The 24,895-nt window shown below is 66.3% G+C and carries 22 protein-coding genes and 1 tRNA gene; 14 read left to right on the top strand and 9 right to left on the bottom strand.

Annotated elements, in window-relative coordinates; translation table 11 throughout:
* Positions 1-57: 57 nt before the first annotated feature.
* Positions 58-1,050, top strand: coding sequence for a hypothetical protein (locus CU669_RS01205; protein ID WP_112141977.1), 993 nt, complete (start codon positions 58-60; stop codon positions 1,048-1,050).
* Positions 1,047-1,655: a thiamine phosphate synthase gene (locus tag CU669_RS01200; protein WP_112141976.1), complete on the top strand. Its 609-nt coding sequence runs from the start codon at positions 1,047-1,049 to the stop codon at positions 1,653-1,655. Before CU669_RS01205 ends, CU669_RS01200 begins: the two co-directional genes overlap by 4 nt.
* 210 nt (positions 1,656-1,865) lie before the next feature.
* On the opposite strand, the gene ribA is transcribed toward CU669_RS01200, so the two are convergent.
* Complete coding sequence (ribA, locus tag CU669_RS01195) at positions 1,866-2,981, bottom strand: GTP cyclohydrolase II (protein ID WP_112141975.1); 1,116 nt, start codon at positions 2,979-2,981, stop codon at positions 1,866-1,868.
* Between the two features lie 148 nt (positions 2,982-3,129).
* Between ribA and CU669_RS01190 the strand changes: the two genes are divergently transcribed.
* Complete coding sequence (locus tag CU669_RS01190; RefSeq protein WP_112141974.1) at positions 3,130-3,771, top strand: response regulator transcription factor; 642 nt, start codon at positions 3,130-3,132, stop codon at positions 3,769-3,771.
* Here the strand turns inward: CU669_RS01190 and CU669_RS01185 are convergent.
* On the bottom strand, positions 3,766-4,557 hold the full coding sequence (locus CU669_RS01185; RefSeq protein ID WP_112141973.1) for an exodeoxyribonuclease III: 792 nt from the start codon (positions 4,555-4,557) through the stop codon (positions 3,766-3,768). The genes CU669_RS01190 and CU669_RS01185 overlap by 6 nt on opposite strands.
* Positions 4,558-5,161: 604 nt before the next feature.
* On the opposite strand from CU669_RS01185, the gene CU669_RS01180 reads away from it, so the two are divergent.
* From CU669_RS01180 to CU669_RS01155, 6 genes are all read left to right on the top strand, one after another.
* Positions 5,162-5,500: a P-II family nitrogen regulator gene (locus tag CU669_RS01180; protein ID WP_112141972.1), complete on the top strand. Its 339-nt coding sequence runs from the start codon at positions 5,162-5,164 to the stop codon at positions 5,498-5,500.
* A gap of 398 nt (positions 5,501-5,898) precedes the next feature.
* Positions 5,899-7,251, top strand: coding sequence for an ammonium transporter (locus CU669_RS01175; RefSeq protein WP_192884562.1), 1,353 nt, complete (start codon positions 5,899-5,901; stop codon positions 7,249-7,251).
* A 404-nt stretch (positions 7,252-7,655) separates the two neighbouring features.
* Positions 7,656-8,873, top strand: a complete 1,218-nt coding sequence (locus CU669_RS01170) for an aminotransferase class I/II-fold pyridoxal phosphate-dependent enzyme (RefSeq protein ID WP_239988465.1) — start codon at positions 7,656-7,658, stop codon at positions 8,871-8,873.
* Positions 8,873-11,275: an FtsK/SpoIIIE family DNA translocase gene (locus CU669_RS01165; protein WP_112141971.1), complete on the top strand. Its 2,403-nt coding sequence runs from the start codon at positions 8,873-8,875 to the stop codon at positions 11,273-11,275. Before CU669_RS01170 ends, CU669_RS01165 begins: the two co-directional genes overlap by 1 nt.
* A gap of 168 nt (positions 11,276-11,443) precedes the next feature.
* Complete coding sequence (locus CU669_RS01160; protein ID WP_112141970.1) at positions 11,444-12,088, top strand: LolA family protein; 645 nt, start codon at positions 11,444-11,446, stop codon at positions 12,086-12,088.
* 1 nt (position 12,089) lies between these two features.
* Entirely contained in the window at positions 12,090-13,307 is a 1,218-nt protein-coding gene (locus CU669_RS01155; protein WP_112141969.1) for a UbiH/UbiF/VisC/COQ6 family ubiquinone biosynthesis hydroxylase, read from the top strand.
* 2 nt (positions 13,308-13,309) lie between these two features.
* On the opposite strand, the gene CU669_RS01150 is transcribed toward CU669_RS01155, so the two are convergent.
* Genes CU669_RS01150 through trxA form a run of 4 tightly spaced genes read right to left on the bottom strand, consistent with a single transcriptional unit; the run spans position 13,310 to position 15,547 of the window.
* Positions 13,310-13,750 (bottom strand): gamma-butyrobetaine hydroxylase-like domain-containing protein, encoded by a 441-nt coding sequence (locus CU669_RS01150; protein WP_112141968.1) that lies wholly within the window; start codon positions 13,748-13,750, stop codon positions 13,310-13,312.
* Complete coding sequence (locus CU669_RS01145; RefSeq protein WP_112141967.1) at positions 13,747-13,947, bottom strand: Trm112 family protein; 201 nt, start codon at positions 13,945-13,947, stop codon at positions 13,747-13,749. The genes CU669_RS01150 and CU669_RS01145 overlap by 4 nt, the downstream gene beginning before the upstream one ends.
* Before the next feature lie 9 nt (positions 13,948-13,956).
* Positions 13,957-14,610 carry an LON peptidase substrate-binding domain-containing protein gene (locus CU669_RS01140; protein ID WP_112142230.1) on the bottom strand — a complete coding sequence of 218 codons (654 nt, stop codon included), beginning with the start codon at positions 14,608-14,610 and terminating at the stop codon, positions 13,957-13,959.
* A gap of 7 nt (positions 14,611-14,617) precedes the next feature.
* Positions 14,618-15,547, bottom strand: coding sequence for a thioredoxin (gene trxA, locus CU669_RS01135; protein WP_161539556.1), 930 nt, complete (start codon positions 15,545-15,547; stop codon positions 14,618-14,620).
* 198 nt (positions 15,548-15,745) lie between these two features.
* On the opposite strand from trxA, the gene CU669_RS01130 reads away from it, so the two are divergent.
* Positions 15,746-15,820, top strand: a tRNA-Gly gene (locus CU669_RS01130).
* A 122-nt stretch (positions 15,821-15,942) separates the two neighbouring features.
* On the opposite strand, the gene CU669_RS01125 is transcribed toward CU669_RS01130, so the two are convergent.
* Positions 15,943-16,119, bottom strand: coding sequence for a Flp family type IVb pilin (locus CU669_RS01125; protein WP_192884561.1), 177 nt, complete (start codon positions 16,117-16,119; stop codon positions 15,943-15,945).
* A 191-nt stretch (positions 16,120-16,310) separates the two neighbouring features.
* Positions 16,311-17,594, bottom strand: a complete 1,284-nt coding sequence (locus CU669_RS01120; RefSeq protein ID WP_239988493.1) for a GntT/GntP/DsdX family permease — start codon at positions 17,592-17,594, stop codon at positions 16,311-16,313.
* Positions 17,595-17,708: 114 nt separating this feature from the next.
* Here CU669_RS01120 and CU669_RS01115 point away from each other — a divergent pair, with 114 nt between their 5' ends.
* The 4 genes from CU669_RS01115 (at position 17,709) to CU669_RS01100 (ending at position 22,564) form a co-directional block, all read left to right on the top strand.
* Positions 17,709-18,983 carry a glycoside hydrolase family 5 protein gene (locus CU669_RS01115; protein ID WP_161539554.1) on the top strand — a complete coding sequence of 425 codons (1,275 nt, stop codon included), beginning with the start codon at positions 17,709-17,711 and terminating at the stop codon, positions 18,981-18,983.
* Positions 18,984-19,164: 181 nt separating this feature from the next.
* Positions 19,165-19,608, top strand: coding sequence for a nuclear transport factor 2 family protein (locus tag CU669_RS01110; RefSeq protein WP_146747633.1), 444 nt, complete (start codon positions 19,165-19,167; stop codon positions 19,606-19,608).
* A complete protein-coding gene (locus CU669_RS01105; protein ID WP_112141962.1) occupies positions 19,605-20,246 on the top strand; it encodes a methylamine utilization protein in 642 nt (213 codons plus the stop codon). Before CU669_RS01110 ends, CU669_RS01105 begins: the two co-directional genes overlap by 4 nt.
* Positions 20,246-22,564, top strand: a complete 2,319-nt coding sequence (locus tag CU669_RS01100) for a putative bifunctional diguanylate cyclase/phosphodiesterase (RefSeq protein WP_112141961.1) — start codon at positions 20,246-20,248, stop codon at positions 22,562-22,564. Before CU669_RS01105 ends, CU669_RS01100 begins: the two co-directional genes overlap by 1 nt.
* Before the next feature lie 18 nt (positions 22,565-22,582).
* Here the strand turns inward: CU669_RS01100 and CU669_RS01095 are convergent, their stop codons facing one another.
* Positions 22,583-24,724, bottom strand: coding sequence for an ABC transporter substrate-binding protein (locus CU669_RS01095; RefSeq protein WP_112141960.1), 2,142 nt, complete (start codon positions 24,722-24,724; stop codon positions 22,583-22,585).
* Positions 24,725-24,895 lie beyond the last annotated feature (171 nt).

The raw sequence follows: 24,895 nt of genomic DNA, 5'->3' as shown, positions 1-24,895 counted from the left end.
GGTGCCATTGGCACGGCGATTGCGTGGGAGCTTGTGTCCATACCCGAGGTGACGTCAATGTCCGTCTCAGCCGTATCCAACGTCTTGCAATTCGAATCGCCCGATTCCCTTGTGCCGCGGCTGCCCTCGGAACTCGCGACGCCGTCCACTCCCGGTTCCAAGCATCTTCATATGTTCGGGGCGGATGACGACTCGCCGTCCTTCGAGGACTTTCTCGATGTCATCAATCCGCTTCAGCACATCCCCATCGTCAACGACATCTACCGCGAGCTGACCGGCGACAAGATCGGCGTCGGCGCCCGTCTGGCGGGCGGCGCCCTGTTCGGCGGGCCCATCGGCCTGATCGGGGCGGCGCTGAACGCCACCTTGGAAGAAGCCACCGGCAAGGATGCGGGCGGCCATTTGATCGCGCTGTTCAAGGATGACGAAGCCCCGTCCTCGGGCACCGCCCTGGCCTCGGCGCAGGCGCCCAATCCCGGCGCCGAGGCGATTGATTCGTCCAAGACACCTCTGTCCGATCAGCTATCGGCCGCCAAACCGCTGATGCTGCCCGACATGGCGGGTGACGACGCCAGCCTGGCCGCCGCCGCTCCGCCGCTGCCCTTGGCGGCGCCCTTGGCGCCCGTGACCCCAGCCGCCCCGGTGGCCCAGTCCGTTCAGGCCACTGCCAAGCCGGAACAAGTGGCCGCCCTGCCCGTCGAGGCGGCCGAGGGCAAGGCCATGCCGCTATGGGGCAATCGCCAGCCGCGCCTGATGCCGGTGCCGTCGCGCAACACCCCCGTCGCCACCCAATCGCCACCGGCGGTGGGAACCGCCATCTCGCAAGGCGGCATGCGCTCCAATACCCCTATCACCGGCGCCCGGCCCAACCGCGCCCCGGTCACGCCCGCCATGGTGCAGGAAATGGCCCAGGCCCAGTCCAGCGCCAATGCGGCCAATGCCGCCTCGGGTGATTGGTTCAGCGGCGCCATGATGCAAGGATTGAGCAAATACGAGCGCAATGCCAAAATAGGCCAAAGCTCCGCCGCATCCGTTTCCGAATCGCAATGACCCTGGCGCTGGCCGCCCGCCGTCTGAAATCAACGTCCGACCGCGTCTGGAAGGGACCAGCCCTGCTGCTGGTCACCGATTCCGAACGGCTGCCCGATCCCCTGGCCGCCATCGCCCACTTGGCGCCGGGAAGCGGCGTTCTTCTGCGTCACTATGATCACCCCGACCGCGACGCCCTGGCCCTGGCCGTGGCCGCCCTGGCCCGGCGCAAGCGCTTGATCTTGCTGGTGGCGGGCGACTGGCGGCTGGCCGCCCGGCTGGGGGCGCGAGGGCTGCATCTGCCCGAGGGACTGGCTCGCCGGGGCGTCCTGGCCCCGGCCCTGGCATGGCGACGCCGCAAGGCGGTCTTGCTGTCGGTGGCCTGTCATTCAGCCAGGGCGCTGGGCCGCGCCAAGGCGTTAGGGGCGGATGCCGCCCTGCTGTCGCCCGCCTTCGCCACCGCCAGCCATCCCGGCGCGAGGCCCATCGGGCCGGTTCGCTTTGGTCTTTGGACGCGCCGCGCACGCCTGCCGGTGCTGGCCTTGGGGGGAATGAACGGAAAGACGGCCATGCGCCTGCCCCAGGGCAGCGCCTGCGGCTTGGCTGCGGTTGGCGGATTGCTGTGAAATTAGGCCCCGGAAAGCCAGGGCCAATCGACATTCAAGCGGATAGATGGGACATGGGCCACAGATGCACACAGAGTCCCGCTGCGCGGGACACAGATAAGGAAATCTCTCACTTCATCTGTGCTTATCTGTGTTCATCTGTGGCTAAAATTCCTGCTGGACAGACGTTCCAAACCAAAATCAGCCGAATTCCCTGACTGTCGATACAGCCTAGAACAAATGCCCGCCCCGCGTGGCCTTGGTGCGCAGATAGCCCTGATTGTGGTCGTTGGACGGGAAGACATGGGGCACCCGTTCCGCCACCTCGATGCCATGGCGGGCCAAGGACTCCACCTTGCCGGGATTGTTGGTCAGCAGCCTGACCCGGCCGATGCCCAGCAGACGCAGCATCTGCGCCGCCGGTAGATAGATGCGTTCGTCGTCGTCGAACCCCAATTGCAGATTGGCATCCAGGGTATCGAAGCCCTCGTCCTGCAACTGATAGGCCCGCAGCTTGTTGACCAAGCCGATGCCGCGCCCTTCTTGCGCCAGATAGAGCAAGACACCGCTGCCGCGCTGGGCGATCTCGGCGATGGCGCCGCGCAGCTGGTCGCCGCAATCGCAGCGCAGCGAACCCAGCAGATCGCCGGTGAAGCATTCCGAATGCAGCCGGGTCAAGATGGCCTGATCGGGATCGGGCTCGCCGATGATGATGGCCAGATGCTCGATACCGCCGTCGGAGGGCCGAAACGCCACGATGCGGGCGTTCTCGGCGTTTTCCAGCGGCACCCGGGCCTCGCTGACCTGACGCAGGGTCTGGGCGGCGGTGACCTGATAGGCGGTGATATCGTCGGCTTCCACCTGAACCACGTCGAAAGGCGCATGGCTGGTGGCCTCGGCCATGACCGCCGCGGGCAGCAGCCGCGCCAGCTTGGTCAGCGCCACGCAGGCGGGCTCGAGGCCCGAGGCGGCCGCCACCTGAAGGCGATTCAGGTCGGGCGAACCCAGGCTCGCGGCGCAGGGATCCACCAGGAAAGCTATCGTTTCCGTATCAAAACCATCCAGCGCGGCCACCCGGAACACGCCGGTTTCGGACTCGGTCAGGCCAAGCACGCCCGCGCGCCGCCCGGTCAGCGCCAGCATCGGCTCGGAACCCGCATCGGCCTTGAGGCGCGCCAGGGTCTCGTCGCCCACCGCCTCGGCCGCCAGCATCAGCACCCGGCCGACCGGCGAGCGCACCAGCACCGGCGCGCCCCGGCGCAGCTCGGTGATGGCCCGGTCCACCGCCACCAGGGGCTTGGGCGCCGGTGCTTCCGGCTTTGGCGTTACGTCGAGATGGCGCGTCATTGATTACGCTTGAATCCTGGAAAATCGAGGGCCGAACCATACAGGCTTTCCCACGGGGGCAAAAGAGGCAGCAGTCGGGCCGCCATCGCTTTGCCGCATTCCGCCGTTCGTATATGGTGGATCGGGTTCTGTTTCCGAAAGCCTTCCCATGACCGGCCCTTCGCGGATCCTTCTGGTCGTCGCCGATGCCATGCTGCGCCAGACCATGGCCGAGCATCTGGAGACCGCCGCCGCCATGTCGGCGTCCCAGGCCGAGGACATGGAAAACGGCATCGCCCAGGCGGAGGGTCACGACCTGATCGTGGTCGACGATGCCTTCGCGCCCATGTGCCGGACCTTGCGCGACCACGGCAGCGCCGCCGCGCTGCTGCTGTTGAGCGCCTCGGCCTCGCTTCCCGTCGGCTGCCCCGCCGATGGAGTGCTGGCCAAGCCGCTGCGCCTATCGGCCCTGGCGGGTCGCATCACCGAGCTGCTGAGCCGCCGCGCCGAGCCGGAGGAAATGCGCATCGGGCCCTGGCTGGTGGATTGCGGTCGCCGCGTCCTGGTGGCGACGGATGGGCGCAAGCTGCGCCTGACCGACAAGGAAACCGCCATCCTGGTCCGCCTCGCCCAGGCGGCGGGACAAGCGGTGGCGCGCGAGACCCTGCTGGCCGAGGTGTGGGGCTATGGTGCCGGGATGGATACCCATACGCTGGAAACCCATATCTACCGCCTGCGCCGCAAGATCGAACCCAAGGGCGCGCCCGCCCTGCTGCTGTCGGAAAACGGCGGCTATCGGTTGGTCTTATAGGTCCAAATCCACCATCACCGGCACATGATCCGACGGCTGGGTCCACGACCGGGCCTCGCGGGCGACCAGGGTGGAGCGCAGACCGGCGCGCAAGGCGGGCGTCACCCACACATGGTCCAGGCGGCGGCCGCGATCGTTCTTTTGCCAGTCGGGCGAGCGATAGCTCCACCAGGTGAAGAGTTTTTCAGACGGCGGCACGAAATGGCGCATCGCGTCGACGAAATCGGCCGAGGCCTGGAAGCGCTCCAGCAGCTCCACCTCCGCCGGTGTGTGGCTGACCACCTTCACCATCTGCTTGTGCGACCACACATCGTTTTCCAGCGGCGCCACATTGAAATCGCCCGCGATGATCACCTTGTCCTCGGGTCCGATCGTCGCCGCGCACCACGCCGCCATGTCGCGCAGGAAATCCAGCTTGTGGGCGAATTTATCGTTCTGCTCGGGATCGGGGATGTCGCCGCCCGCCGGAATATACAGGCTGTGGACCTGGACCCCGCCCGCCAGCTTGACCGCCAAATGGCGGCGATCATCGCGGCCGCAGCGCGACAGGCTGGTCACGTCCTCGAAGGGCAGCTTGGACAGAATGGCGACGCCGTTATAGCCCTTCATGCCGCTGAAGGCGACGTGGGGATATCCAAGTTCCTGGCAATCGGCCAGGGGAAACAGCGGGTCGTCCACCTTGATCTCTTGCAGGCAGATCATGTCGGGCGCCATCACCGAAGTCAGTTGGCGCAAAAGACCCATGCGCAGGCGGATGGAGTTGATGTTCCAGGTGACAAGGCGCAAGGGGAATGACTCCGAACACGTCCGACGGGCGACCCAGCCCGGAGGCAAGGGCAAAGCCCGCCGCGCCGCGTGGCGCGAGAGCCAAGGGCCACGGAAGTGGCCCGCCCGGCGATTGAGGGACATACTAAGCACGAAAAGAGCGCCCGGTCAGGGGGGTAACCGGGCGCTCTATTGGCTCCGTGAGGAGCGTGGGGCTGGCAGGGGAGACCGCCCCACCGGCGCGACCGTTGCGGTCACCGCCGTCCTCCTGATGATTTGGGGCATACCCCCCCTCCATGACAGGCGACGCCAACGCATTGCAGCCATGCGCCTATCGCATGGCTGGGGCGCCAGCGCAGGAAACAGGCAAACCAGGGGGATTCCAGCTTAGAAATCGAGCAGCGCCCCCCGCCCCAAAGCTGTCCAAAAGGACGGCTTGACGAAAAAATCCCCGGAAGACGCGTGGTTTGGCCAATCCGGCACGGTCCTTGAAAGGGAAACTGCGCGGAACATTCGCAAGACGGCTTGCGACCGATCAACCGTGGTCCATCTCCTGGCCCGCCGAACAGTCTCGGCGGGTTCCGCACCGGGAGGTAGGGCCCATGGAATTGCATGGGGACCAGAGATGAAGATGATCATGGCCATCATCAAGCCCTTCAAGCTGGACGAAGTTCGCGAGGCCCTGACCCCGCTGGGAGTTCAAGGCCTGACCGTGAGCGAGGTCAAGGGCTTCGGCCGCCAAAAGGGGCAGACCGAAATCTACCGTGGCGCCGAATACGTGGTGAATTTCCTGCCCAAGGTGAAGATCGAAGTGGCGGTCAACGACGAGCTGGCCGACCGCGTGGTCGAGGCGATCCAGACCGCTGCCCGCACCGGCAAGATCGGCGACGGCAAGGTGTTCGTCACCGATATCCAGCAGGCCTTCCGCATCCGCACCGGCGAAAGCAACGCCGAGGCGCTGTAAGACCCTTTCCTTCGGTGCAAGCCCCGAGCCCGGAAGACGGTTGTCTTCCGGGCTCTTGCATATCTGAACCTTGGGCCCGGAAGACGCATGCCATCCGGGCTCTTGCATATCTGAACCTTGGGCCCGGATGGCGCATGCCATCCGGGCTCTTGCATGTCTGAGCCTTGGGCCCGAATGGCGGGCTTTCGCATTTGCTCAAAAATTGCTCACTCACCGGATCGGCTGATTAAAAATAGGTCATGGACTCGGCGGCCCCGAGCCGGTGGGTTGGGCTTGGGGATGTAAATCCTCGGGAATCCTTGGAAATCGTGTGGTTGGCACGGTTCTTGTTACTGGAAGGGCCAAGCCGACCGACTTTGGTTGGCACGTCCTCTCGCTGAGCCGCTTCGGGGGTAAATATGAGCAATCGTTTGAAGACCATCCTTTCCAGCGTAAGCCCGGCGCTCGGCCTTACGCTTGCCGCCACGGCGGCCTGGGCCGAGGAAGCCGCCGCGCCCGCCGCCGCCGCCGCGGCTCCCGTCGTGCTCGACACCGGCGCCACCGCCTGGATGCTGACCTCGACCGCCCTGGTTCTGATGATGACCATTCCGGGTCTGGCCTTGTTCTACGGCGGCATGGTCCGCAAGAAGAACCTGCTGGCCACCATGATGCAGAGCTTCGCCGTCACCTGCCTCGTCACCGTTCTGTGGGCCGTCATCGGCTACTCGCTCGCCTTCACCGGCGAGGGCGCCTTCGTCGGCGGCATGGATCGTTTCCTGCTGAACGGCCTGACCAAGGAAGCCCTGGCGCTGCCGAACCCGGTTCCCGAATCGGTGTTCATGATGTTCCAGATGACCTTCGCCATCATCACCCCCGCCCTGATCACCGGCGCCTTCGCCGACCGCATGAAGTTCTCCTCCATGCTGGTGTTCATGGCCCTGTGGCTGCTGATCGTCTACGCGCCGATCTGCCATTGGGTGTGGATGCTCGACGAGAAGGGCGGCGCCGTTGGCTTCCTGGCCAAGATGGGCGTTCTCGACTTCGCCGGCGGCACCGTGGTGCACATCAACGCAGGCGTCGCCGGTCTGGTGGCCTGCTTGGTTCTCGGCCCGCGCAAGGGCTATGGCACCGACAACATGGCTCCCCATAACCTGAGCCTGTCCATCATCGGCGCCTCGCTCCTGTGGGTGGGTTGGTTCGGCTTCAACGCCGGTTCCGCCGTCGCCGCCGACGGCCGTGCCGGTATGGCCATGACCGTCACCCAGATCGCCACCGCCGCCGCCGCCATGTCGTGGATGCTGGCCGAGTGGATCCTGCGCAAGAAGCCGTCTGCCCTCGGCATCATCTCCGGCGCCGTCGCCGGTCTGGTCGCGATCACCCCGGCTTCCGGCTTCGTCGATCCCAAGGGCGCCCTGATCATCGGTCTGATCGCCGGCGTGGTCTGCTACTGGGGCGCCACCGGCCTCAAGCATGCCCTCAAGTATGACGACTCGCTGGACGCCTTCGGCGTGCACGGCATCGGCGGCATCACCGGTGCCATCCTGACCGGCGTCTTCGCGGTCGAGAAGATCGGCGGCACCGCCGGTCTGCTGGAAGGCAATAGCGGCCAGGTCATGACCCAGGTCTATGGCGTCCTGATCACCCTGGTCTACACCGCCGTCGTGTCCTTCATCCTGCTCAAGGTGATCGACATGGTCATGGGTCTGCGGGTCACCGCCGAGGAAGAGCGCGAGGGTCTCGACCTCGCCCTGCACGGCGAAACGGTCCACTGACCGCCTTCTCCCGCCAGCGCGGGGGACGAAATTGGGGCGCCGGGGAAACCCCGGCGCCCTTTTTTATGTCCCGCAGGCGCCGGGCGCTGCCTCCGGCAGCTTGGCTTTCGCGCCACGAGGCGCGGGCGCTCCCTGCGGGCAATTGCCCGCCCGGGTCTAAAGACAATGCGCCAGTCGCTGCGCTCCCTGCTTTGTCCCTCAGGCGAACAGATCCTCTTGCATCTGTGTCCCGCGCAGCGGGGATCTGTGTGTATCTGTGGCCCATGTCCTGGCCTATACGCCGGAATGTCGACTGGTCTTATCCCATCCCTGTCCCTCGGGCGCCGTTTGACGATTTGCAACTTCCCCCTGGGGCCGAAGCGGGGAATGGGGTAAAACTCAAAAGTTTCCCGATGAATTGTCCCATGGCCGCCGCGACCCACATGATCATTCCGCCCAATCTCGACGCCCGTCTCGACACCCTGCCCGATTATCCCTTCGCCCGGCTGGCCAAGCTGTTGGGCGCGCCGCCCAACGCGGATTCCATCGTCATGTCCATCGGCGAGCCGCAGCACACGCCGCCCGCCGTGGTGGCCGACATTCTGTCGGCCAATGCGCCGCTGTGGGGCAAGTATCCGCCCGCCAACGGCTCGGCCGAGCTGCGCCAGGCGGTGGCCGATTGGGCCAAGCGGCGCTATGACCTTCCCGACGGATTGATCGACCCGGAAAAGGCCATCCTGCCGGTGGCGGGCACCCGCGAGGCGCTTTATCTCATCGCCCAGACGGTATGCGGCGACCGTGGCGGCCAGCGCCCGCTGGTGCTGCTGCCCAATCCCTTCTACCAAGTCTATGCCGGGGCGGCGGTGATGGCGGGGGCCGAGCCGGTCTTCGTGCCGGGAAGCGCCGGACCGGCCAGCCAGCCCGACTTTTCCGCCCTGCCCGCCGAGGCGCTGGACCGCACCGCGCTGGCCTATCTGTGCACCCCCGCCAATCCCCAGGGCATGGTGGCCGATGCCGAACTGTTGGAACGGCAAGTGCGGACGGCGCGCAAGCACGGCTTCGTGCTGGCCTCGGACGAATGCTATTCCGAGATCTGGGACAAGGCGCCGCCGCCCGGCGTGCTGGGCGCCTGCGCCAGCCTGGGCGACGGCCTCGCCAATGTCCTGATGTTCAACTCGCTGTCGAAACGATCCAGCGTGCCCGGCCTGCGCTCCGGCGTGGTCATCGGTGACGAAGCGGTGATCCGCGCCTTTTCCCGCTTGCGCTCCTATGGCGGCGCCGCCACGCCGCTGCCCATCGCCGCCGCCGCCGCCGCCCTGTGGGGTGACGAGACCCATGTGGTGGAAAGCCGCGATCTCTATCGCGCCAAGCTGGACATGGCGGAAAAACTTCTGGGCGACCGTTTCGGCTTCACCCGTCCGGCCGGGGGCTTCTTCCTGTGGCTGAACGTGGGCGACGGCGAACAGGCGGCCATCAAGCTTTGGCGCGAAGCCAATATCCGGGTATTGCCCGGCGCCTATCTGGCGGCCGAGGATTCCGAGGACGGCAATCCCGGCCAGCCCTATATCCGGGTCGCCCTGGTCCATGACCTCGCCACCACCGAAACCGCCCTGAAGGCGATCGTTTCGGTCCTGGGGGGCTGATGGCGGCACCGTCGCGCAAAGCCAAGATAAACAACGGCTTCCTGCCCCGGGGCGCGGTGGAGTTCGTCCGCCGCCGTCTGATCCAGGCGGGCGGGCTTTTGATCCTGCTGCTGGGCTTGGCGGTGTTGACCGCCCTGATCACCGCCGATTCCCACGACCGCAGCTTCAACAACGCCACCGATGACCCCATCGGCAACGCCATGGGCGCGCCAGGCGCCTATCTGGCCGATTTCCTGTTCCAGGCGGTGGGCGGCGGCGCCGTCCTGCCCGGCCTTCTGGGCCTGACCTGGGGCTTGCTGGTGCTGATCCGCATCCGGCCGCCGGGCCTGTGGCCCTGGCGTTTGGCCGCCCTGCCGCCCGCCATGATTTTGGTGGCGCTGGCCCTGGCGGCCTTGCCGCTGCCGGGAGCGCCCGCATTGCCCGCCGGAATCGGCGGCGCCCTGGGCCAGTTGATGGTGGAGGGAATCGGAGTTGCGCTGCCCCCCGAAATCGCCTGGATCGCCGGACCGGCGGCGGCGGTGCTCGGTGTGGTCGCCTTGGTCTTCGCCCTTGGCCTGACCGGCGGAGAATGGGCCAGCCTGGGGCGCCGGTCGCTGAGAATAGCGACGGCCACCGTGGATGCCGCGTCCATGCTGCGCCGCCACGGCCCCGACGAGGCGGAACCGAGCCCCATGCGAAGCGAGCCGATCATGCGGCCGCGACCTGCGGCGGCGGCGATCCTCCACGACGATAGCGATGACGATGGCGATGACGACGCCTTCGTTCCGCCGCCGCTGACCGCCGAGGACGAGCCCGCTCCCCCCGGTTCCCTGGTCCAGCCCAAACGGCCGCCCGCCGTGCCCGGCAAGCGCGAGCGCGCCGCCCGCCAGGGCAGCCTGGATCTGGGCACGGCGCCCGGCCTGGGCTACGAGCTGCCGCCGCTGACCCTGCTGGCGCCGACCCCCGACCAGGGCAATGTGCGGATCAACCAGGACGCCCTGGCCCAGAACGCCAAGATGCTGGAATCGGTGCTGGAGGATTTCGGAGTCAACGGCAAGGTGCTGAAGGTGCGGCCCGGCCCGGTGGTGACGCTCTACGAGCTGGAACCGGCGCCCGGCACCAAGACCAGCCGGGTCATCGGTCTGGCCGACGACATCGCGCGCTCCATGAGCGCGCTCTCCGTGCGCATCGCCACCATTCCCGGCCGCTCGGTGATCGGCATCGAGCTGCCCAATTCCCGGCGCGAGACCGTTTACCTGCGCGAATTGCTGGCCGCCGAGCAGTTCGAGAAGGCGCCCGCCAAGCTGACCCTGGTGCTGGGCAAGGATATCGGCGGCGGCCCGGTCATGGTCGATCTCGCCCGCATGCCCCATCTGCTGATCGCGGGCACCACCGGGTCGGGCAAGTCGGTGGCCATCAACACCATGATCCTGTCGCTGCTCTACCGGCTGACCCCGGAAGAGTGCCGCATCATCATGATCGACCCCAAGATGCTGGAACTCTCCGTCTATGACGGCATCCCCCATCTGCTGGCCCCGGTGGTGACCGAGCCGGGCAAGGCCGTCGTCGCCCTCAAATGGGCGGTGCGCGAGATGGAGGACCGCTATCGCGCCATGAGCCAGTTGGGGGTGCGCAACATCGCCGGCTACAACCAGCGCCTGGGCGAGGCCAAGGCCCGCGGCGAGGTGCTGACCCGCACGGTGCAGACCGGCTTCGATCCCGACACCGGCAAGCCCACCTATGAGGACCAGACCCTGGCGCTGGAGGCGCTGCCCTTCATCGTGGTCATCGTCGACGAGATGGCCGATCTGATGCTGGTGGCGGGCAAGGACATCGAGGCCGCCGTCCAGCGACTCGCCCAGATGGCGCGGGCCGCCGGTATCCATATCCTGATGGCCACCCAGCGCCCCTCGGTGGATGTGATCACCGGCACCATCAAGGCCAATTTCCCCACCCGCATCTCGTTCCAGGTGACCAGCAAGATCGATTCCCGCACCATCCTGGGCGAACAGGGCGCCGAACAGCTGTTGGGCCAGGGCGACATGCTCTACATGGCGGCGGGCGGCCGCATCACCCGCGTCCACGGCCCCTTCGTCTCCGACGAGGAGGTGGAAAAGGTGGTCGAGCATCTGCGCTCCCAGGGCGAGCCCTCCTATGTGGAGGCGGTCACCGAGGAGGAAGGCGGCGAATTCGGCCTGCCCGGTTCTGATTCGGGCGGCTCGGGCGACGAGCTCTACGATCAGGCGGTCGCCCTGGTCTGCCGCGAGGGCAAGGCGTCGACCAGTTTCGTGCAACGCCACCTTCAGATCGGCTATAACCGCGCCGCCCGCATCATCGAACGGATGGAAAGCGAAGGCGTGGTGAGCAAGCCCAACCATGTGGGCAAACGCGAGGTTCTCGCCCGCACCGGGGTCGAGTATTAGGGAAATGGGCCACAGATGAACACGGATCCCCGCTACGCGGGACACAGATATAAGGAAAATCTGTGCCCATCTGTGTTCATCTGTGGCTGAAATTTTCGCCGGAGAGGCGTTCCGGCCCGAAATCGGTCGCATTCCCCGACTGTCGATAAAGCCTAGGATCCAGTGACCATGAGCAGATTTATGAAAGTGGTGATAGCGGCGGTTCTCGGCCTGTGGGCCGTGACCGCCCAGGCGGCCGAGCCCAAGCGCGCCGCCCTCTCCGAGGCGGACAAGGCCGATGTGGCCCGCGCCGAGGACTATCTGAACGCCGTCACCACCCTGAAGGCCCGCTTCCTGCAGGTCTCGCCCAACGGCGCCAGCGTCGAGGGCGACGCCTATCTGTCACGGCCCGGCAAGCTGCGCCTGCAATACGATCCGCCCAGCCCGCTGCTGGTGGTGGCGGACGGCACCTTCCTGATCGTTCATGACAGCCAGTTGGGCGAGCCGAGCTGGCTGCCGCTCAATTCCACCCCGGCCGGGGTTCTGGTGCGGCCCAATGTCAAGCTGACCGGCGGCGACGTGGCGGTGACCCGCGTCACCCGCATGCCCGGCGTGGTGCGGGTATCCCTGGTGGGGGTCGAGGATCCGGCGGCGGGCGAGATCACCCTGGTGTTCTCCGACCGCCCCTTCCTGCTGCGCCAGTGGCAGGTCAAGGACGCTCAGAACCAGATCACCACCGTCTCGCTGTTCGAGGCGCAAAGCGGTCTGAGCCTCGATCCCAAGCTGTTCGAGTTCAAGGACCCCAAATTCACCAAGCCCAAACTGAATCTCTAGCATGACCGAACCGACTTCCTTCGACGTCCTGATCATCGGCAGTGGGCCGGTGGGCGGTCTGTTGGCGGTATCGCTGGCCCAGGCGGGCGTCACCGTGGCGGTGGTGGAAGCTGCCCCGCCCGAGGCCCTGGCGCGGCCCGGCTCCGACGCCCGCGCCATCGCCATCGCCTACAGCGCCCAGAAACTCATCCAGGCCACCGGCGCCTGGGACGGCATGAGGGACGAGGCCGGGTCCATCCTGGAAATCCGCGTCACCGACAATGCCTCGCCGCTGTTCCTGCACTATGATCACCTGGATATCGGCGACGAGCCGCTGGGCTGGATCGTGCCCAATCCCGCCATCCGCCGTTCGGTCACCGCCGGTCTGAGGGCCTCGCCCAGCGCCAAGCTGTTCGCGCCCCGCCGCGTCGCCCGCCTGGAACGCACCGCCGGGCGGGTCGAGGCGGAATTGGACGACGGCCGCATCCTGCGCGCCTCCCTGGTGGTCGCCGCCGATGGGCGCGGCTCCAAGACCCGCGACGGAGCCGGACTCAAGATTACCCGGCGCGATTATCGGGCCAGCGGCATCGTCTGCTTCATCGAGCATTCCGAGCCCCATCACGGCATCGCCCATGAACGCTTCCTCCCCGCCGGGCCCTTCGCCTTGCTGCCGCTGGCAGGCAATCGGACCGGCGTGGTGTGGACCGAGGCCAATGACGTCGCCGCCGCCATCTGCGGCCAGAGCGACGCCGACTTCCGCGCCGAACTGGCTGGCAAGATCGGCGGATTCCTTGGGGAGATCAGGCTGGACGGTCCCCGCTTCCACCACCCGCTGACGCTTCATTTCGCTGACGCAATTATCTCCCACCGCCTTGCCTTGGTGGGCGACGCCGCCCATGGCATGCATCCCATCGCGGGCCAGGGCATGAATATGGGCATCCGCGACGTGGCGGCCCTGGCCGAGGTGATCGTCGATGCCCGGCGTCTGGGTCTCGACCCCGGCGGTCCCGACGTGCTGGAGCGCTATCAGCGCTGGCGGCGCTTCGACACCCTTCTGATGCTGGGGCTGACCGACGGACTCGACCGTCTGTTCTCCAATGACGTGGAGCCGCTGCGACTGGCCCGGCGCCTGGGCCTGGCCGCCGTTGACCGCCTGCCCGACGCCAAGCGCTTCTTCATGCGCCACGCCATGGGACTGGTGGGCGACCTGCCCCGACTGCTGCGGGGCGAGCCGCTATAGGCTCAGCTGCAGCCGCAGCTGCCCGCCGCCTTGCCCGAACCGCAACCGCCGGATTTGGGCGGCGGCGCCTTGGACAGGACCGGATCGCGCGACAGACCGGCGGCCTCCAGCTCGGCCAGGTAATTGGCCCAGACGGCATCCTGCTGCTCGCCCAGGGCATGGAGATATTCCCAGGTATAGATGCCGGAATCATGCAGATCGTCGAACACCAGCTTGACGGCGTAATTGCCCACCGGCTCGACACCGATGATGCCCACATGCATGCGGCCCGCCACCACCTTCTTTTCGCTGGGGCTGTGCCCCTGGACCTCGGCCGACGGGCTTTCCACCCGCAGCAGCTCGGCCGGCAGCACGAAGGTCTTGCCGTCGGAGAACACCACCGTCAGGGTCCGCGCCGCCTTATCGACCTTGATTTCTTCCGGCCAGGGCTTCGCCTCGCTCATGGGGTTGCTCCCTGGTCCAGGCTGCGGGCCTCGTCGGCCAGCATGATGGGAATGCCGTCGCGGATGGGATAGGCGAGACCGGCCTTGTCGTCGATCAGTTCCTGGGCCTCGGCATCATAGCGCAGCGGCGCATGGGTGCCGGGCGCCACCAAGATCTCCAACAGCTTGGTGTCAAAGGTACTGGCGCGTTCGGGCATGGGAGTCTCCTAGTGAATGGAGGAGCCGGCGCTTTCCAGCAGCAGCTCCCGCTCGATCAAGGCGGTCATCAGGCGGCAGCGCTCGGCATGACCGGCGGCCTCCAGCAAGGATTGCTTTTCCTCGGGCCGGAATGGACAGGCCATGGCGAGGCGGATGGTCAGTTCGGCATCGTCCGCCTTCTCCAATTGGGCAAGGTCGGTGGCCATTCCAAGTCCCGCCAGATAGGTATGCACCATGGCCAGCAACAACCGACGATCCACCGGACCCTTGTCGGTGCCTGCCAGATCGGCCGGGAAGTCGCTGTAATCGGCCAGCACCCGGCGATACCCCGAGCGGATATCCACCTCGCCCGCCACCCTGAAACGGCTGAGGCCCGCCATGGTGATCAGATAGCGGCCGTCGCCGGTCTCGCCAAAGGCGGTGATGCGACCCAGGGTTCCCACATCGTGGAGGCCCGAGGCCTGCCCGGCCTCGTCGTCGCGCGGCTGCACCAGCGCCAGCAGGCGCCCCGCTCCCAGGGCGTCGTCCACCAGCGCCAGGTAGCGCGGCTCGAACACCATCAGCGGCATGGTGCCGCCGGGCAGCAAGATGGCGCCCGACACCGCGAAGACCGGCACCGTGCCGGGCAATTCCTCGGCCTTGATGTGTCGCTTGAGGGCCATGACCATGTCAGGCGAACATCATGGTGGACAGGCGCGAACGGCCCGACTTGGCCAGGGGATGGGCAAAGCCCAGCACCTCGAAGATCTTGACCAGCTGCTTGCGGGCGGCTTCCTCGTTCCAGGTCCGGTTGCGGCGATACAGTTCCAGCAGCTCGTCCACCGCCGCTTCCGTCTCGTTGGCGGCGTAATAGGCCAAGGCGAGGTCGAAGCGGGCCTCATGGTCGTCGGGATCATTGGCCAGACGGCGGCGCAGACCGGCGCTTTCGCCCACCGAACCGGCGTGGCGGGCCAGTTCCAGGGCGGTCTTGACCGCCTGAATCTCGGCGTTCCTTGCCATGTCGGGGGTCACCTGGGTCAGCATGGCCTCGGCCTGATCCAGCTCGCCCACCGCCATCAGGCAGCGCAGCAGCCCGGCCATGGCGGGCGCATTGTCGGGATCATGCTGCAGCACCTGCTGGAAGATACCGGCGGCGGTCTGGGCATCGCCCTCGGCCAGGATCTGCTTGGCCTCGGCCACGTAGTCGTCGAGGCTGGGGCCGGCCTCGCCGCCGGTCAGCTTGGCGATGAAGGCCTTGATCTCGCTTTCGGGGATGGCGCCGGCGAAGGCGTCCACCGGACGGCCGTCCTTGAAGGCATAGACGGTGGGAACCGACTGGACGCGGAGCTGTCCCGCCAATTCCTGATTTTTGTCCACGTCGATCTTGACCATGCGCACCGCGCCCTTGGCCGCCAGCACCGCCTTTTCCAGCATGGGGCCCAGCTGCTTGCAGGGGCCGCACCATGTCGCCCAGAAATCCACGATCACCGGCGTCTTGCGGCTGGCCTCGATCACATCGGCGACGAAGGTGGCGGCGCGGCCTTCCTTGATCAGATCCCCAGCGGATCCGGGCGTTCCGCCGCCCTGGCCCTTGGCCCCGGAATTGAACATGAGATCCATGACTGCTGCTCGTCCGTAGTCTGCGATTCGACCCGTCATAGATGGACCGTCGCCCGCCCACTGGCAAGTGCAAACCCGCGAATATAGCCACTCGGCGCCTTTGACGGCGGGTTTGGCAAAAAAGGTCTTGCGTCGCCAGCGACTTTTCGTATTATCCGGGCCTCCGACGCCCACGGGTGCTCGGAGACGCCGAATTGAGCGGGCGTAGCTCAGGGGTAGAGCACAACCTTGCCAAGGTTGGGGTCGAGGGTTCGAATCCCTTCGCCCGCTCCAATCGGACCACGATGAAAGCCGCGGGAAACCGCGGCTTTTCGCGTTTTCTGGACCGCGTTGACCCAGGAATGAAAACGCCCCCCGGATCGGGGGGCGTTCGTTGTCTTGCACTGCTGTTGGGCTTACTGGAGGCCGGTGCTCACGGTGCCGAAGGTGGTCAGCAGACGGGGGCCGATGGCCTGGAAGGCGGTCAGGGCGGCGATGGAGATCAGGGCGGCGATCAGGCCGTATTCGATGGCGGTGGCGCCGTTTTCGCTGCGAATGTACTTGCTGGTCAGGCTGCGAATGGACTTCAACATGATGGCTCTCCTTGGTTGTCATGCCGCGTCACACTATTGGGAGCGACATTTTATTTGATCTGAACTGGGGCTTACTTCGGTTTTTCCCGCCCCCTCAACTCTATGACCAAACATTACCACCAAGACTTGGCCTACTCTGTGAGATATCCCACAGAGGCAAAAGATTTATTCTGTTGTAACTGCATCAAATTTTATGAAATTGCCGCCAGCAGCGACAGCGTGGCCAGACCGGCCAGGGCCTGGAGCAAAGAGCCCAGGGTGATCCGCCGTAATCCTTCCAGCGGCCGCAGCCCGGCGAGATGGGAGGAAAGCCAGAAATAGCCGTCATTGACATGGGGCAGCGCCGTGACCCCCGCCCCCACCGCCAGGGCAGCCAGGGCGCGTCCCGGCGTGCCGTCGAGGCCCAGCGGGAGCAATAGCGGCTGGATCATGCCGGCGGCGGTGATGGCGGCGGTCAAGGGCGAACCCTGCAAGGCCCGGTTCACCAGCGCCACCGCGAAAGGCACCGCCACCCCCAGACCCGGCGGCAGGTCGAGCAGCCGCTCGGCCAGCATATCGGCCATGCCGTTGTTGTGCAGCACCATCTGGAAGCCGCCCGCCGCGCCGAGGGCCAACAGGATTCCGGCGCAGGAGCGGGCGCCCTGGCCGACCCAACCGTCATCGGAGAGCGCGTGGCGGCCCAGTTGCCCCATCACCAGCAACGCCACCCCCAAACCGCCCAGGATCAGGATCATGGGTCGGCCGAGGCCGAGATAATTCTCCCGGATCGTACCACCGCCCAACGGCTCGGTGGGAATCTGGCCCAGGCTTTGGCCGATGATCAGGCCGATCATCACCACGATCGCTAAGCCCAGGCCCAGCCCGGCGCGGCCGGATGGCGGGGCCTCCTCGTCTTTCGGAGTTGTTTCGATATCATAACAACGCCGTGCCAGAACCAAGCCGACCGCCAACTGCGCCCCCGCCACCAGCAGTCCGAACAGCAGGGCTTGGCGCCAATCGCCGCCGAGAATGGCTAGGGCGGCGATGAGTATGGGCGAGGGAACCAGGCAGCCATGACCGGCATTGACGGCGAAGCAAGCCATGAGACCGATGCGGGCGCGAGACCGCGCGCCTTGCACCACGGGGCTGAGCACCGCCAGCGCGCCGAGCTGGGTGCCGCCGAGACCGGCCAGGGCGCCAAGGACCGCCATGCCCGGCAGTCCCAGGCGGGTGGCGCGCCGTCGCCACCAGGCCACGCCGCCCGAGGCGGCGCCCAGCCGGGCCACCATGGCGCCCGCCACCAGAGCCAGACCGGCCGCCGCCATGGTCTGACCGAAACCGGTATTGAATTCCTTGCCGGTCCAGGGCAGCGAACCGCCTTGCGCCACGCCGTAGATCCCGGTGGCCAGGACCAGGACGAGAAACGGCATGGCCCGGTATTTCTCGGCGGCGATCACCGCGAGAACCATCACGACCAACAGGTAAAAGGCCTTCATTTCCGGCAAGAAGACGCCCCCCATCCGCTGAGATTGCGTGATTGGCTATTATCATTGCGCCTGGGCATGGGAAAGCTTATTCGAGGATGGAACCTCCGGTTTTCAAGGTCTGCCATGGGAATAGGATACTCCGTCATCGGCGTCATGGCCGCTCTGTGCCTGTGGGCGGCCCCGGCGGCGGCCCAGCAGGGATTCATCCATGCCCAAGGCCGCGTCCTGGCAGACGAGTCCGGCAATGAGTTCGCCATCAGGGGTATCGGCCTGGGCAACTGGCTGATGACCGAAGGCTATATGTTCAAGTTCAAGAAGGCCAAGGCGCCGCGCCAGATCTCGGCCCTGGTGGAGACCCTGGTCGGACACGACGATGCCGAGCGGTTCTGGGAACTGTTCCGCGACCGCTATGTGGGTCGCAACGACATCCGCCTGATCAAGCAATCCGGCCTCAACACCGTGCGGGTGCCGCTGCATTACGGGTTGTTCCTCGGCCAGAACGACCCCCTGGGCGCCGACAGCCTGCGGCCGACCAGCTTCGAAGGTCCGGGCTGGGCCCTGCTGGACCGCCTGATCGGCTGGTGCCGCGAGGACGGCCTGAAGGTGCTCATCGACCTGCATGCCGCGCCGGGCGGCCAGACCGGCATCAATCACGACGACAGCACCGGCTTTCCGCTGGTGTTCTACGTCCCGCGCGAACGCCGCCGCACCGAAGAGCTATGGCGCGAGATCGCCCGGCGCTACCGCGACGACCCCACGGTGCTGGGCTACGAACTGCTCAACGAGCCCATTTCCACCTATAATGACGAGGACGTCCTCAATCCCCACCTGGAAACCTATTACCGCGAGCTGACCGAGGCGGTCCGCGCGGTCGATCCCAACCACCTGATCTTCCTGGCCTCGCCCCAATGGGGCCAGAACATGGGGGTGTTCGGCCCGCCCTTCACCCGTGATCTGGTCTATGTCTTCCACGAATTCTGGTCGACCACCGAGCGCGACGCCATCCAGGATTACATCAACTTCTCGCTGCTGCACCGGGTGCCGATCCTGCTGGGCGAGGCGGGCGAGTTCAACAACCAGTGGAACCGGGCCTTCCGCGCCCTGAACGAGCGATTCGGCTTCGGCTGGAGCTTCTGGTCCTACAAGAATCTGGACAGCCCCACCGCCATGGTCTCGGTGACCTCGCCGCCGGGCTGGGACAAGATCGCCAAGGCGGGCTCCATGCCCGATCCGTCCCTCGCCAAGGCGGGCCTAAGCCGCCAGGAGGCCAAGGCCATCCTGTGGGCCTATCTGGACGCCCTCGCCCTCGGCAACGCCAAGGTCGACGACTGCTATGTCCGCTCGCTGGCCGACAGCGAAGCCTCCTTCGCCGCCCATTGCCCGCCCGCCAAGCCATAGAATGCCATGTCATCCCGCCAATCATCGGGATGATCAAGGAACCTGTGTTGAAACCTCGCGCCCTGGTATCATCTAATGTGCAGCACCCTTGACGGTTGGATGAACCAAGGTTGAAACTCCCTGCTGCCTTCCGTTGGATTTTCCCCGGAACTGTCAGCTTTTGGCGAAGGAGGAGAGTGTCATGAGACGATCCGTCACGATCCCGGCCTTGGCGATCCTGGCTCTGCTCGTCGCTGTTCCGGCCGACGCCGGACCACTGGACGAGCGCAAGGCAGTCGAGCATCTGGACGCCGTCGCCGCGGGTAACCTGGATGTCTTGATGCGTGATTACAGCGCCGACGCCTATATGGATTGGGTGGGCGGCGGTCTAGACGGCCGCTATCGGGGCAAGGAGCAGATCCAGGCGGTGTGGACCAAGTTCATCGCCAACAACGACGGCCAGCCGCGTCCCGCCAAATTCAGCAAGCCGCATGCCTATGCCAATCCCAAGGGCGCCTCCATCGAGGCCTCGGCGGAATATGGCGGCAAGGCGCCGGTGAAGGTCTGGCATGTGATGGTCTATCGCGATGGCGAATTGGCCACCGAAATCTGGCAGATCGACCCAACCATAAAAGCGGGTCCATGATCCATCGCCGGACGGTACTTTTCGTCCTTGCCCTGGCGGCATGCGCCACCGAAGCGTCGGCCGCCGAGCTGAGCGCATGCGTGACCGGCCCCACCGGGCGCCCGATCCCGGACGCGGCGGTGGTGGTCGAGGGCGCCACCGTGGATCCCCGCATGCCCAGGCCGCTGGCCGCCATCGAACAGATCGACCGTGACTTCGTGCCGTTTCTGACCATCGTGCGCCAGGGAACCGAGATCGAATTTCCCAATCGCGACCCCTTGAAGCACCACGTCTATTCGTTTTCCGCCGCCAAACCCTTCGAGATCAAGCTTTACGCGGGCAAGCCCGCCGCCCCGGTGCTGTTCGACAAGACCGGCGACATCGCCATCGGCTGCAACATCCATGATTGGATGGAAGCCTATGTGCTGGTGGTCGAGTCCCCCTATTTCGCCAAGACCGGCCCCGACGGCTGCGCGAAAATCGCCGATCTTCCGGCCGGGCGCCATCGGTTGCGGCTGTGGCATCCGCTGCAACGGCAAGCCGTCGCGGAGCGGCCGCTTGTCCTGGACGGGGCCGACTCCATTCGAATCGACGCGACCATGGAGGTTTCGCCACGGACGGCCCGGCGCAAGCCACCGGCCGACAAGGACGATTACTGATGGTGTTCCGATCCATCGAGCGGCGCATCGTGGCGGTCTTCGTCGGACTGCTGGCCTTGGTGACCAGTCTGACCCTGCTGCTGGTGATCGAAAGCAACGACCGCGTCGTTTCCGGGGAATCCGAGCGCCGCCTGGGCGCCGGGGTGCGAACCTTCGACTATCTGGTTGCCTATAGCCAGAGCCAGATGGAAACCGCCGCCTCGGTGCTGGCGCGGGATTTCAGCTTCCGCGAAGCCATCGCCACCCAGGATCGCGCCACCGTTCTGTCGGTGCTGCGCAATCACGGATCGCGCATCGGCGCCGGTTTCATGATGGTGGTGTCGCTGGACGGCATGGTGATGGCCGACACCCTGGCCCCCGGCGGCAAACCGCGACCCGCGCCGTTCGACGGCTTGTTGCGCGCCGCCCAGGCGACCGGCCAAAGCGCCGGATTCGACGAGATGGACGGCCGCCTTTATCAGATCGCCATCGTGCCCATCATGGCGCCGGGCCAGATCGCCTGGGTCGCCATGGGCTTCAACGTGGATGATTCCTGGGCCCGCAGCTTTTCCGCCATGAGCGGCTTGGGCATCGCCGTCCTGGCCGAATCCGACGGCCGCACCGTGGTGCCGGCCGGTTCGTTGAGCGCCGAATTGCGCGATGCCCTGGGCGAGCGTTCGGCCCTGCCGCCGCCAGATATCCCGATCCTGATGTCCCTGAACGGTCAGCGCCATCACGTCATGGCGCGGCCCATGAGCGAGAGGGCGACGGCGGTGCTGCTGTTGTCGCTCGATCAGGCCGAGGCGGTGTTTCGCGATCTTCACCGCTCGCTGGCGGTGATCGCCCTGGGCGGCGCAGTGCTGTTCATCCTGGGCAGCCTGCGGCTGGCCCGCCACATCGCCCGGCCGGTCAATACCCTGGCCGAAGCGGCTCGGCGCATCGAGGCGGGCGATTATCACGAGCCGGTCCCGGATTCCGGGGCCGACGAGATCGGTCAACTGGCGGCCAGCTTCGACCGCATGCGCCAAGGCATCGCCGCCAGGGAGCAAAAGATCCTGCGGCTGGCCTATGAGGACGGTCTGACCGGCCTACCCAACCGCACATGGCTGCTGGATCGGCTGGGACGAACCGGCCCAACGCCGCCCTGCGCCGTGCTCATCCTCGATCTCGATCGCTTCGGGCTGATCAACGACGCCCTGGGCCATGCGGTGGGCGACCGCCTGCTGCGGCTGGTGGGCGACCGGCTGGTCGCCACCGTCGCCCCAGGCATCGGGGTCTGCCGTCTTTGGGGTGATGAATTCGCCGTGGTCCGTGACGGCACCGATACCGAGGCGGCCATCGCTCTGTCGGTGACCATTCACGCGGCCTTGCAGGAGCCCATCTTGCTGGACGGCCAGCGAATCGACGTGGGCGGCAGCCTGGGCATCGGTTTCTGGCCGCAAGACGCCGCCGATTCCAATACCTTGCTCCAGCGCACCGAACTGGCGGTGCGCGAGGCCAAGCGGCAGTTTCGCGGCTATGCCCTGGCGTCGGAGATCGGCGCCGGGCCGCCTCATGAGCAACTGTCGCTAATCGGCGAGATGCGCGATGCCTTGCTCCGCCAGGAATTCGAGGTGTTCTATCAGCCCAAACTGGATCTGGCGAGCGGGCGGGTGACCGGCGCCGAGGCGCTGCTGCGCTGGCGCCACCCAAGCCGCGGCCTGATCCCCCCGGCGCAGTTCATACCCTTCGCCGAACAGACCGGCTTCATCCGCGAGATCACCCCCTGGCTGCTGGACCAAGTGGTGGCGCGCACGGCGGCTTGGCGGGCCCAGGGCCTGAACCTCGTGGTGTCGGCCAATCTGTCCACCCTGGATCTGCTGCATTCCGGCCTGGCGCCGCTGGTGAAGCGCCTGCTCGCTTCCAGTGGCCTGCCCCCTGGGCAGCTTTGCCTGGAAATCACCGAAAGCGCCCTGATGGACGACCCCGATCTGGCGCTGGCAACCCTCAATCAGTTGGCTGAGTCTGGAGTTCGTCTCTCCATCGACGATTACGGCGCCGGTCATGCCTCGCTGGCCTATCTCAAATCCCTGCCGGTCCACGAGTTGAAGATCGATCAGGCCTTCATCTTCTCCCTGATGGAATCGGGCAAGGATGCCGAGATCGTGCGCTCCACCATCGCGCTCGGCCATGCGCTGGGGCTCAAGGTGGTGGCCGAGGGTGCGGAAACCGACGCCGAGCTGGGCTGGCTGAAACGCGCCGGTTGCGACGTCGCCCAGGGCTACGGCATCGCCCGGCCCATGCCGGGCGCCGAAGTGACCGGTTGGATGGCCGATCAGGACAGCGCCGTCGCGCGCTGACACCGGACGGGCGACGGCTCAGAAGCGGTCGCGATACTGCACGAACAGCGCCATCCAGGTGGCGAGCACGGTCAGCGGAAACAGGATATGCGATCCCCGCCGCACGATGATCATCAGGCGGGGCCAGTTGCTCAGCCGCAACCGTTCCTCCACCAGGGCCGACAGCATGGCCATCAGGCCGGCGAAAAAGAAGATGTAGAAGATCACTTCGGCCGCCGTGGTATAGCCGATGTCGCCCAGGCGGGCCTGGACGCCCGACAGCAGCACCGAGGCGGCCAGCATGGCGGCCACCGGCACCGTCAGGCGCTCCTTCAGCATGCTTTCCGGATAGAACAGGGTCGAATAGACCACCAGGGTCAGCAGCCCCAGGGGCAGCAGGTTCTTGCGCAGGAATACCATGACCTGGCGCTGCGCCATCAGTACCGCCTTGAAGCCGGAAAATTCCAGCGCCCGACCCGATTGCATGGCGTCGAGATCGCCCAGCGCCCCCTTGGACACCAGATCGTCGCGGAACCGGTCCACCTGGCGGCCATCCCATTGCCCCGGCATGCGCCACGACCCGGCATCGGCCCGCCCCGACGGCAGGGCGTCCACCGCATAGACCACCTCTTCCCGGGTCAGATGGGTATTGGCCAGCCGGATGATCAGCTGCTGCTGGTCGAAGGGATAATCCGCGAGGTTGAATTCGTTGCGAAAATCTCCCTTCACCCGATACAGCAGATAGGTCATGCCGTCGGCCTTGCGGCTCGCCACCGGCTGGGCCGGATTGTAGCCGCCCCGGATCATGTCGGGAAACTGGACGGCGGTGATTCCCTCGCGCTCGACGAAGCGCATCCACATATAGAAATCGGCGGAAAAGAACCCGTCTTTGGTCTCGATCTTGTCGATGGAGACCGGCTGGATGCCGGTATAGACGATTCTTTGCCGCCAGAAATGCTCCTGGCCGATCTTGCGGACGGTATCGGCCGCCATGGCACGGGGCAGGTCCACCGAGCGGGGATCGGCCACCGGCACCAGTTGGACCGGGGCCGAGAGGAAACGGCCGCCCTGAAAGCGGCCGACCCGGAACGAATCCACCCGGTTGCGCTCGGCATCGAACAGGATCGGCCCGGTCAGGCCGCCGACCGCCGTGGATGGCGAGTCCATCGCCGCCAGCGCCTGGCGTACCGACGCGCGGTCCTTGTCCCGGCTCTGGGCGGTATTGCCGATCGCGGCACGCCCCAAGGCCTGGACCACGGCGCGGGCCGCCTCGTAATACTTGACCCCGATCCAGCCGGGCGAGGCGCCGAACCGCGCCCGGTAGGCCAAGGCGAAATCCAAGGTGTCCTTGTTGGCGGTGTCCAGGATGGTCGGCGCCATGGCGTAAAGGCCCTCGGCGAAGTATCCCGGCCGCGCCGCTTCCTCCGGCTCGTCCTTGAACAGGGTGATGAAGACGTCGCGGGCGAAGGCCTGCGAGCCCAGCACCGGGGCTTCGTTGCCGCGCCGCCGCTTTTCCGCCAGGAAATGCTTGGCGTCGAAGTCCTGCATGGCGATGACGATCAGCCCCGGATCGGCCGCCAGATCCGTGACCACCGCCGCCCAGTCCACCGGACCCTTGGGCAAGGGCATGGCGCGAACACGGCCGCGGCCGCCCTTGGTGAACTGGTCAGAATAGGCGTGCAGCAGCGAGCGCCCGAAATTGTCGTCGCGATAGACGATGGTGGTCCGGGTCTGGCCCAATTCTTCCAGGGCATAGATGGCGGCGGCGCGTCCTTGCGCGTCAAGCGCCGGAATGATGCGGAAGAAGGTGGCGAAATCCTTGGTCAAGGCCCCCTCGGCGGCGCTGGACAAGGTGGCGAGGCCGCCATCGCGATAGATAGGCGCGGCGGCCAGGGCGACCGGGCTGTGGGCATGGCCGATCACCGCCAGGGCGGGACCGGCGCTGATCTCGGCGGCGATCGTCTTCGCGACGTCCGCGCTGGTGGCGTCGTCGAACAGGCGCACCGTCAGCAAGCGCCCGCCGATGCCGCCGACGGCATTGGTCTCGTCGGCCAGCAGCTGGACCGCATTGGCGATCTCGGGACCGATATGCTTGCCGCCGCCGCTCATGGGCGCCGCCACCGCGATGGTCAGCGTGTCGGCCGCGACGGCATCCGGGCAAGCGCCAACGGCCACCGTCATTGCCAGACAGGCCAATACCCCGCACCAATACGTGATGGAGAAATCATGTCGCACCGGCCAGTCCCCGCTTTCCCGCCTCCGTCATGCATATGTAATCAAGTGCCGGGGAACGTGTAGGGGTTCCGTTCGGTTTATTCCCTTACGGATACCCGTACTTGGAAGTATCGGCCG

Source organism: Paramagnetospirillum kuznetsovii (genome assembly GCF_003284725.1).
Classification (GTDB): domain Bacteria; phylum Pseudomonadota; class Alphaproteobacteria; order Rhodospirillales; family Magnetospirillaceae; genus Phaeospirillum; species Phaeospirillum kuznetsovii.
The sequence above is the reverse complement of the archived record's forward strand: the minus strand, read 5'-3'. Positions and strand labels throughout refer to the sequence as shown.

Bases quoted from the DNA above. Each gene is read 5' to 3' on its own strand.
- CU669_RS01205 (WP_112141977.1), top strand. From the start codon at position 58: ATGTCCGTCTCAGCCGTATCCAACGTCTTGCAATTCGAATCGCCCGAT.
- CU669_RS01200 (WP_112141976.1), top strand. From the start codon at position 1,047: ATGACCCTGGCGCTGGCCGCCCGCCGTCTGAAATCAACGTCCGACCGC.
- ribA (WP_112141975.1), bottom strand. From the start codon at position 2,981: ATGACGCGCCATCTCGACGTAACGCCAAAGCCGGAAGCACCGGCGCCC.
- CU669_RS01190 (WP_112141974.1), top strand. From the start codon at position 3,130: ATGACCGGCCCTTCGCGGATCCTTCTGGTCGTCGCCGATGCCATGCTG.
- CU669_RS01180 (WP_112141972.1), top strand. From the start codon at position 5,162: ATGAAGATGATCATGGCCATCATCAAGCCCTTCAAGCTGGACGAAGTT.
- CU669_RS01175 (WP_192884562.1), top strand. From the start codon at position 5,899: ATGAGCAATCGTTTGAAGACCATCCTTTCCAGCGTAAGCCCGGCGCTC.
- CU669_RS01170 (WP_239988465.1), top strand. From the start codon at position 7,656: ATGGCCGCCGCGACCCACATGATCATTCCGCCCAATCTCGACGCCCGT.
- CU669_RS01165 (WP_112141971.1), top strand. From the start codon at position 8,873: ATGGCGGCACCGTCGCGCAAAGCCAAGATAAACAACGGCTTCCTGCCC.
- CU669_RS01160 (WP_112141970.1), top strand. From the start codon at position 11,444: ATGAGCAGATTTATGAAAGTGGTGATAGCGGCGGTTCTCGGCCTGTGG.
- CU669_RS01155 (WP_112141969.1), top strand. From the start codon at position 12,090: ATGACCGAACCGACTTCCTTCGACGTCCTGATCATCGGCAGTGGGCCG.
- CU669_RS01150 (WP_112141968.1), bottom strand. From the start codon at position 13,750: ATGAGCGAGGCGAAGCCCTGGCCGGAAGAAATCAAGGTCGATAAGGCG.
- CU669_RS01145 (WP_112141967.1), bottom strand. From the start codon at position 13,947: ATGCCCGAACGCGCCAGTACCTTTGACACCAAGCTGTTGGAGATCTTG.
- CU669_RS01140 (WP_112142230.1), bottom strand. From the start codon at position 14,610: ATGGCCCTCAAGCGACACATCAAGGCCGAGGAATTGCCCGGCACGGTG.
- trxA (WP_161539556.1), bottom strand. From the start codon at position 15,547: ATGGATCTCATGTTCAATTCCGGGGCCAAGGGCCAGGGCGGCGGAACG.
- CU669_RS01125 (WP_192884561.1), bottom strand. From the start codon at position 16,119: ATGTTGAAGTCCATTCGCAGCCTGACCAGCAAGTACATTCGCAGCGAA.
- CU669_RS01120 (WP_239988493.1), bottom strand. From the start codon at position 17,594: ATGAAGGCCTTTTACCTGTTGGTCGTGATGGTTCTCGCGGTGATCGCC.
- CU669_RS01115 (WP_161539554.1), top strand. From the start codon at position 17,709: ATGGGAATAGGATACTCCGTCATCGGCGTCATGGCCGCTCTGTGCCTG.
- CU669_RS01110 (WP_146747633.1), top strand. From the start codon at position 19,165: ATGAGACGATCCGTCACGATCCCGGCCTTGGCGATCCTGGCTCTGCTC.
- CU669_RS01105 (WP_112141962.1), top strand. From the start codon at position 19,605: ATGATCCATCGCCGGACGGTACTTTTCGTCCTTGCCCTGGCGGCATGC.
- CU669_RS01100 (WP_112141961.1), top strand. From the start codon at position 20,246: ATGGTGTTCCGATCCATCGAGCGGCGCATCGTGGCGGTCTTCGTCGGA.
- CU669_RS01095 (WP_112141960.1), bottom strand. From the start codon at position 24,724: ATGACGGTGGCCGTTGGCGCTTGCCCGGATGCCGTCGCGGCCGACACG.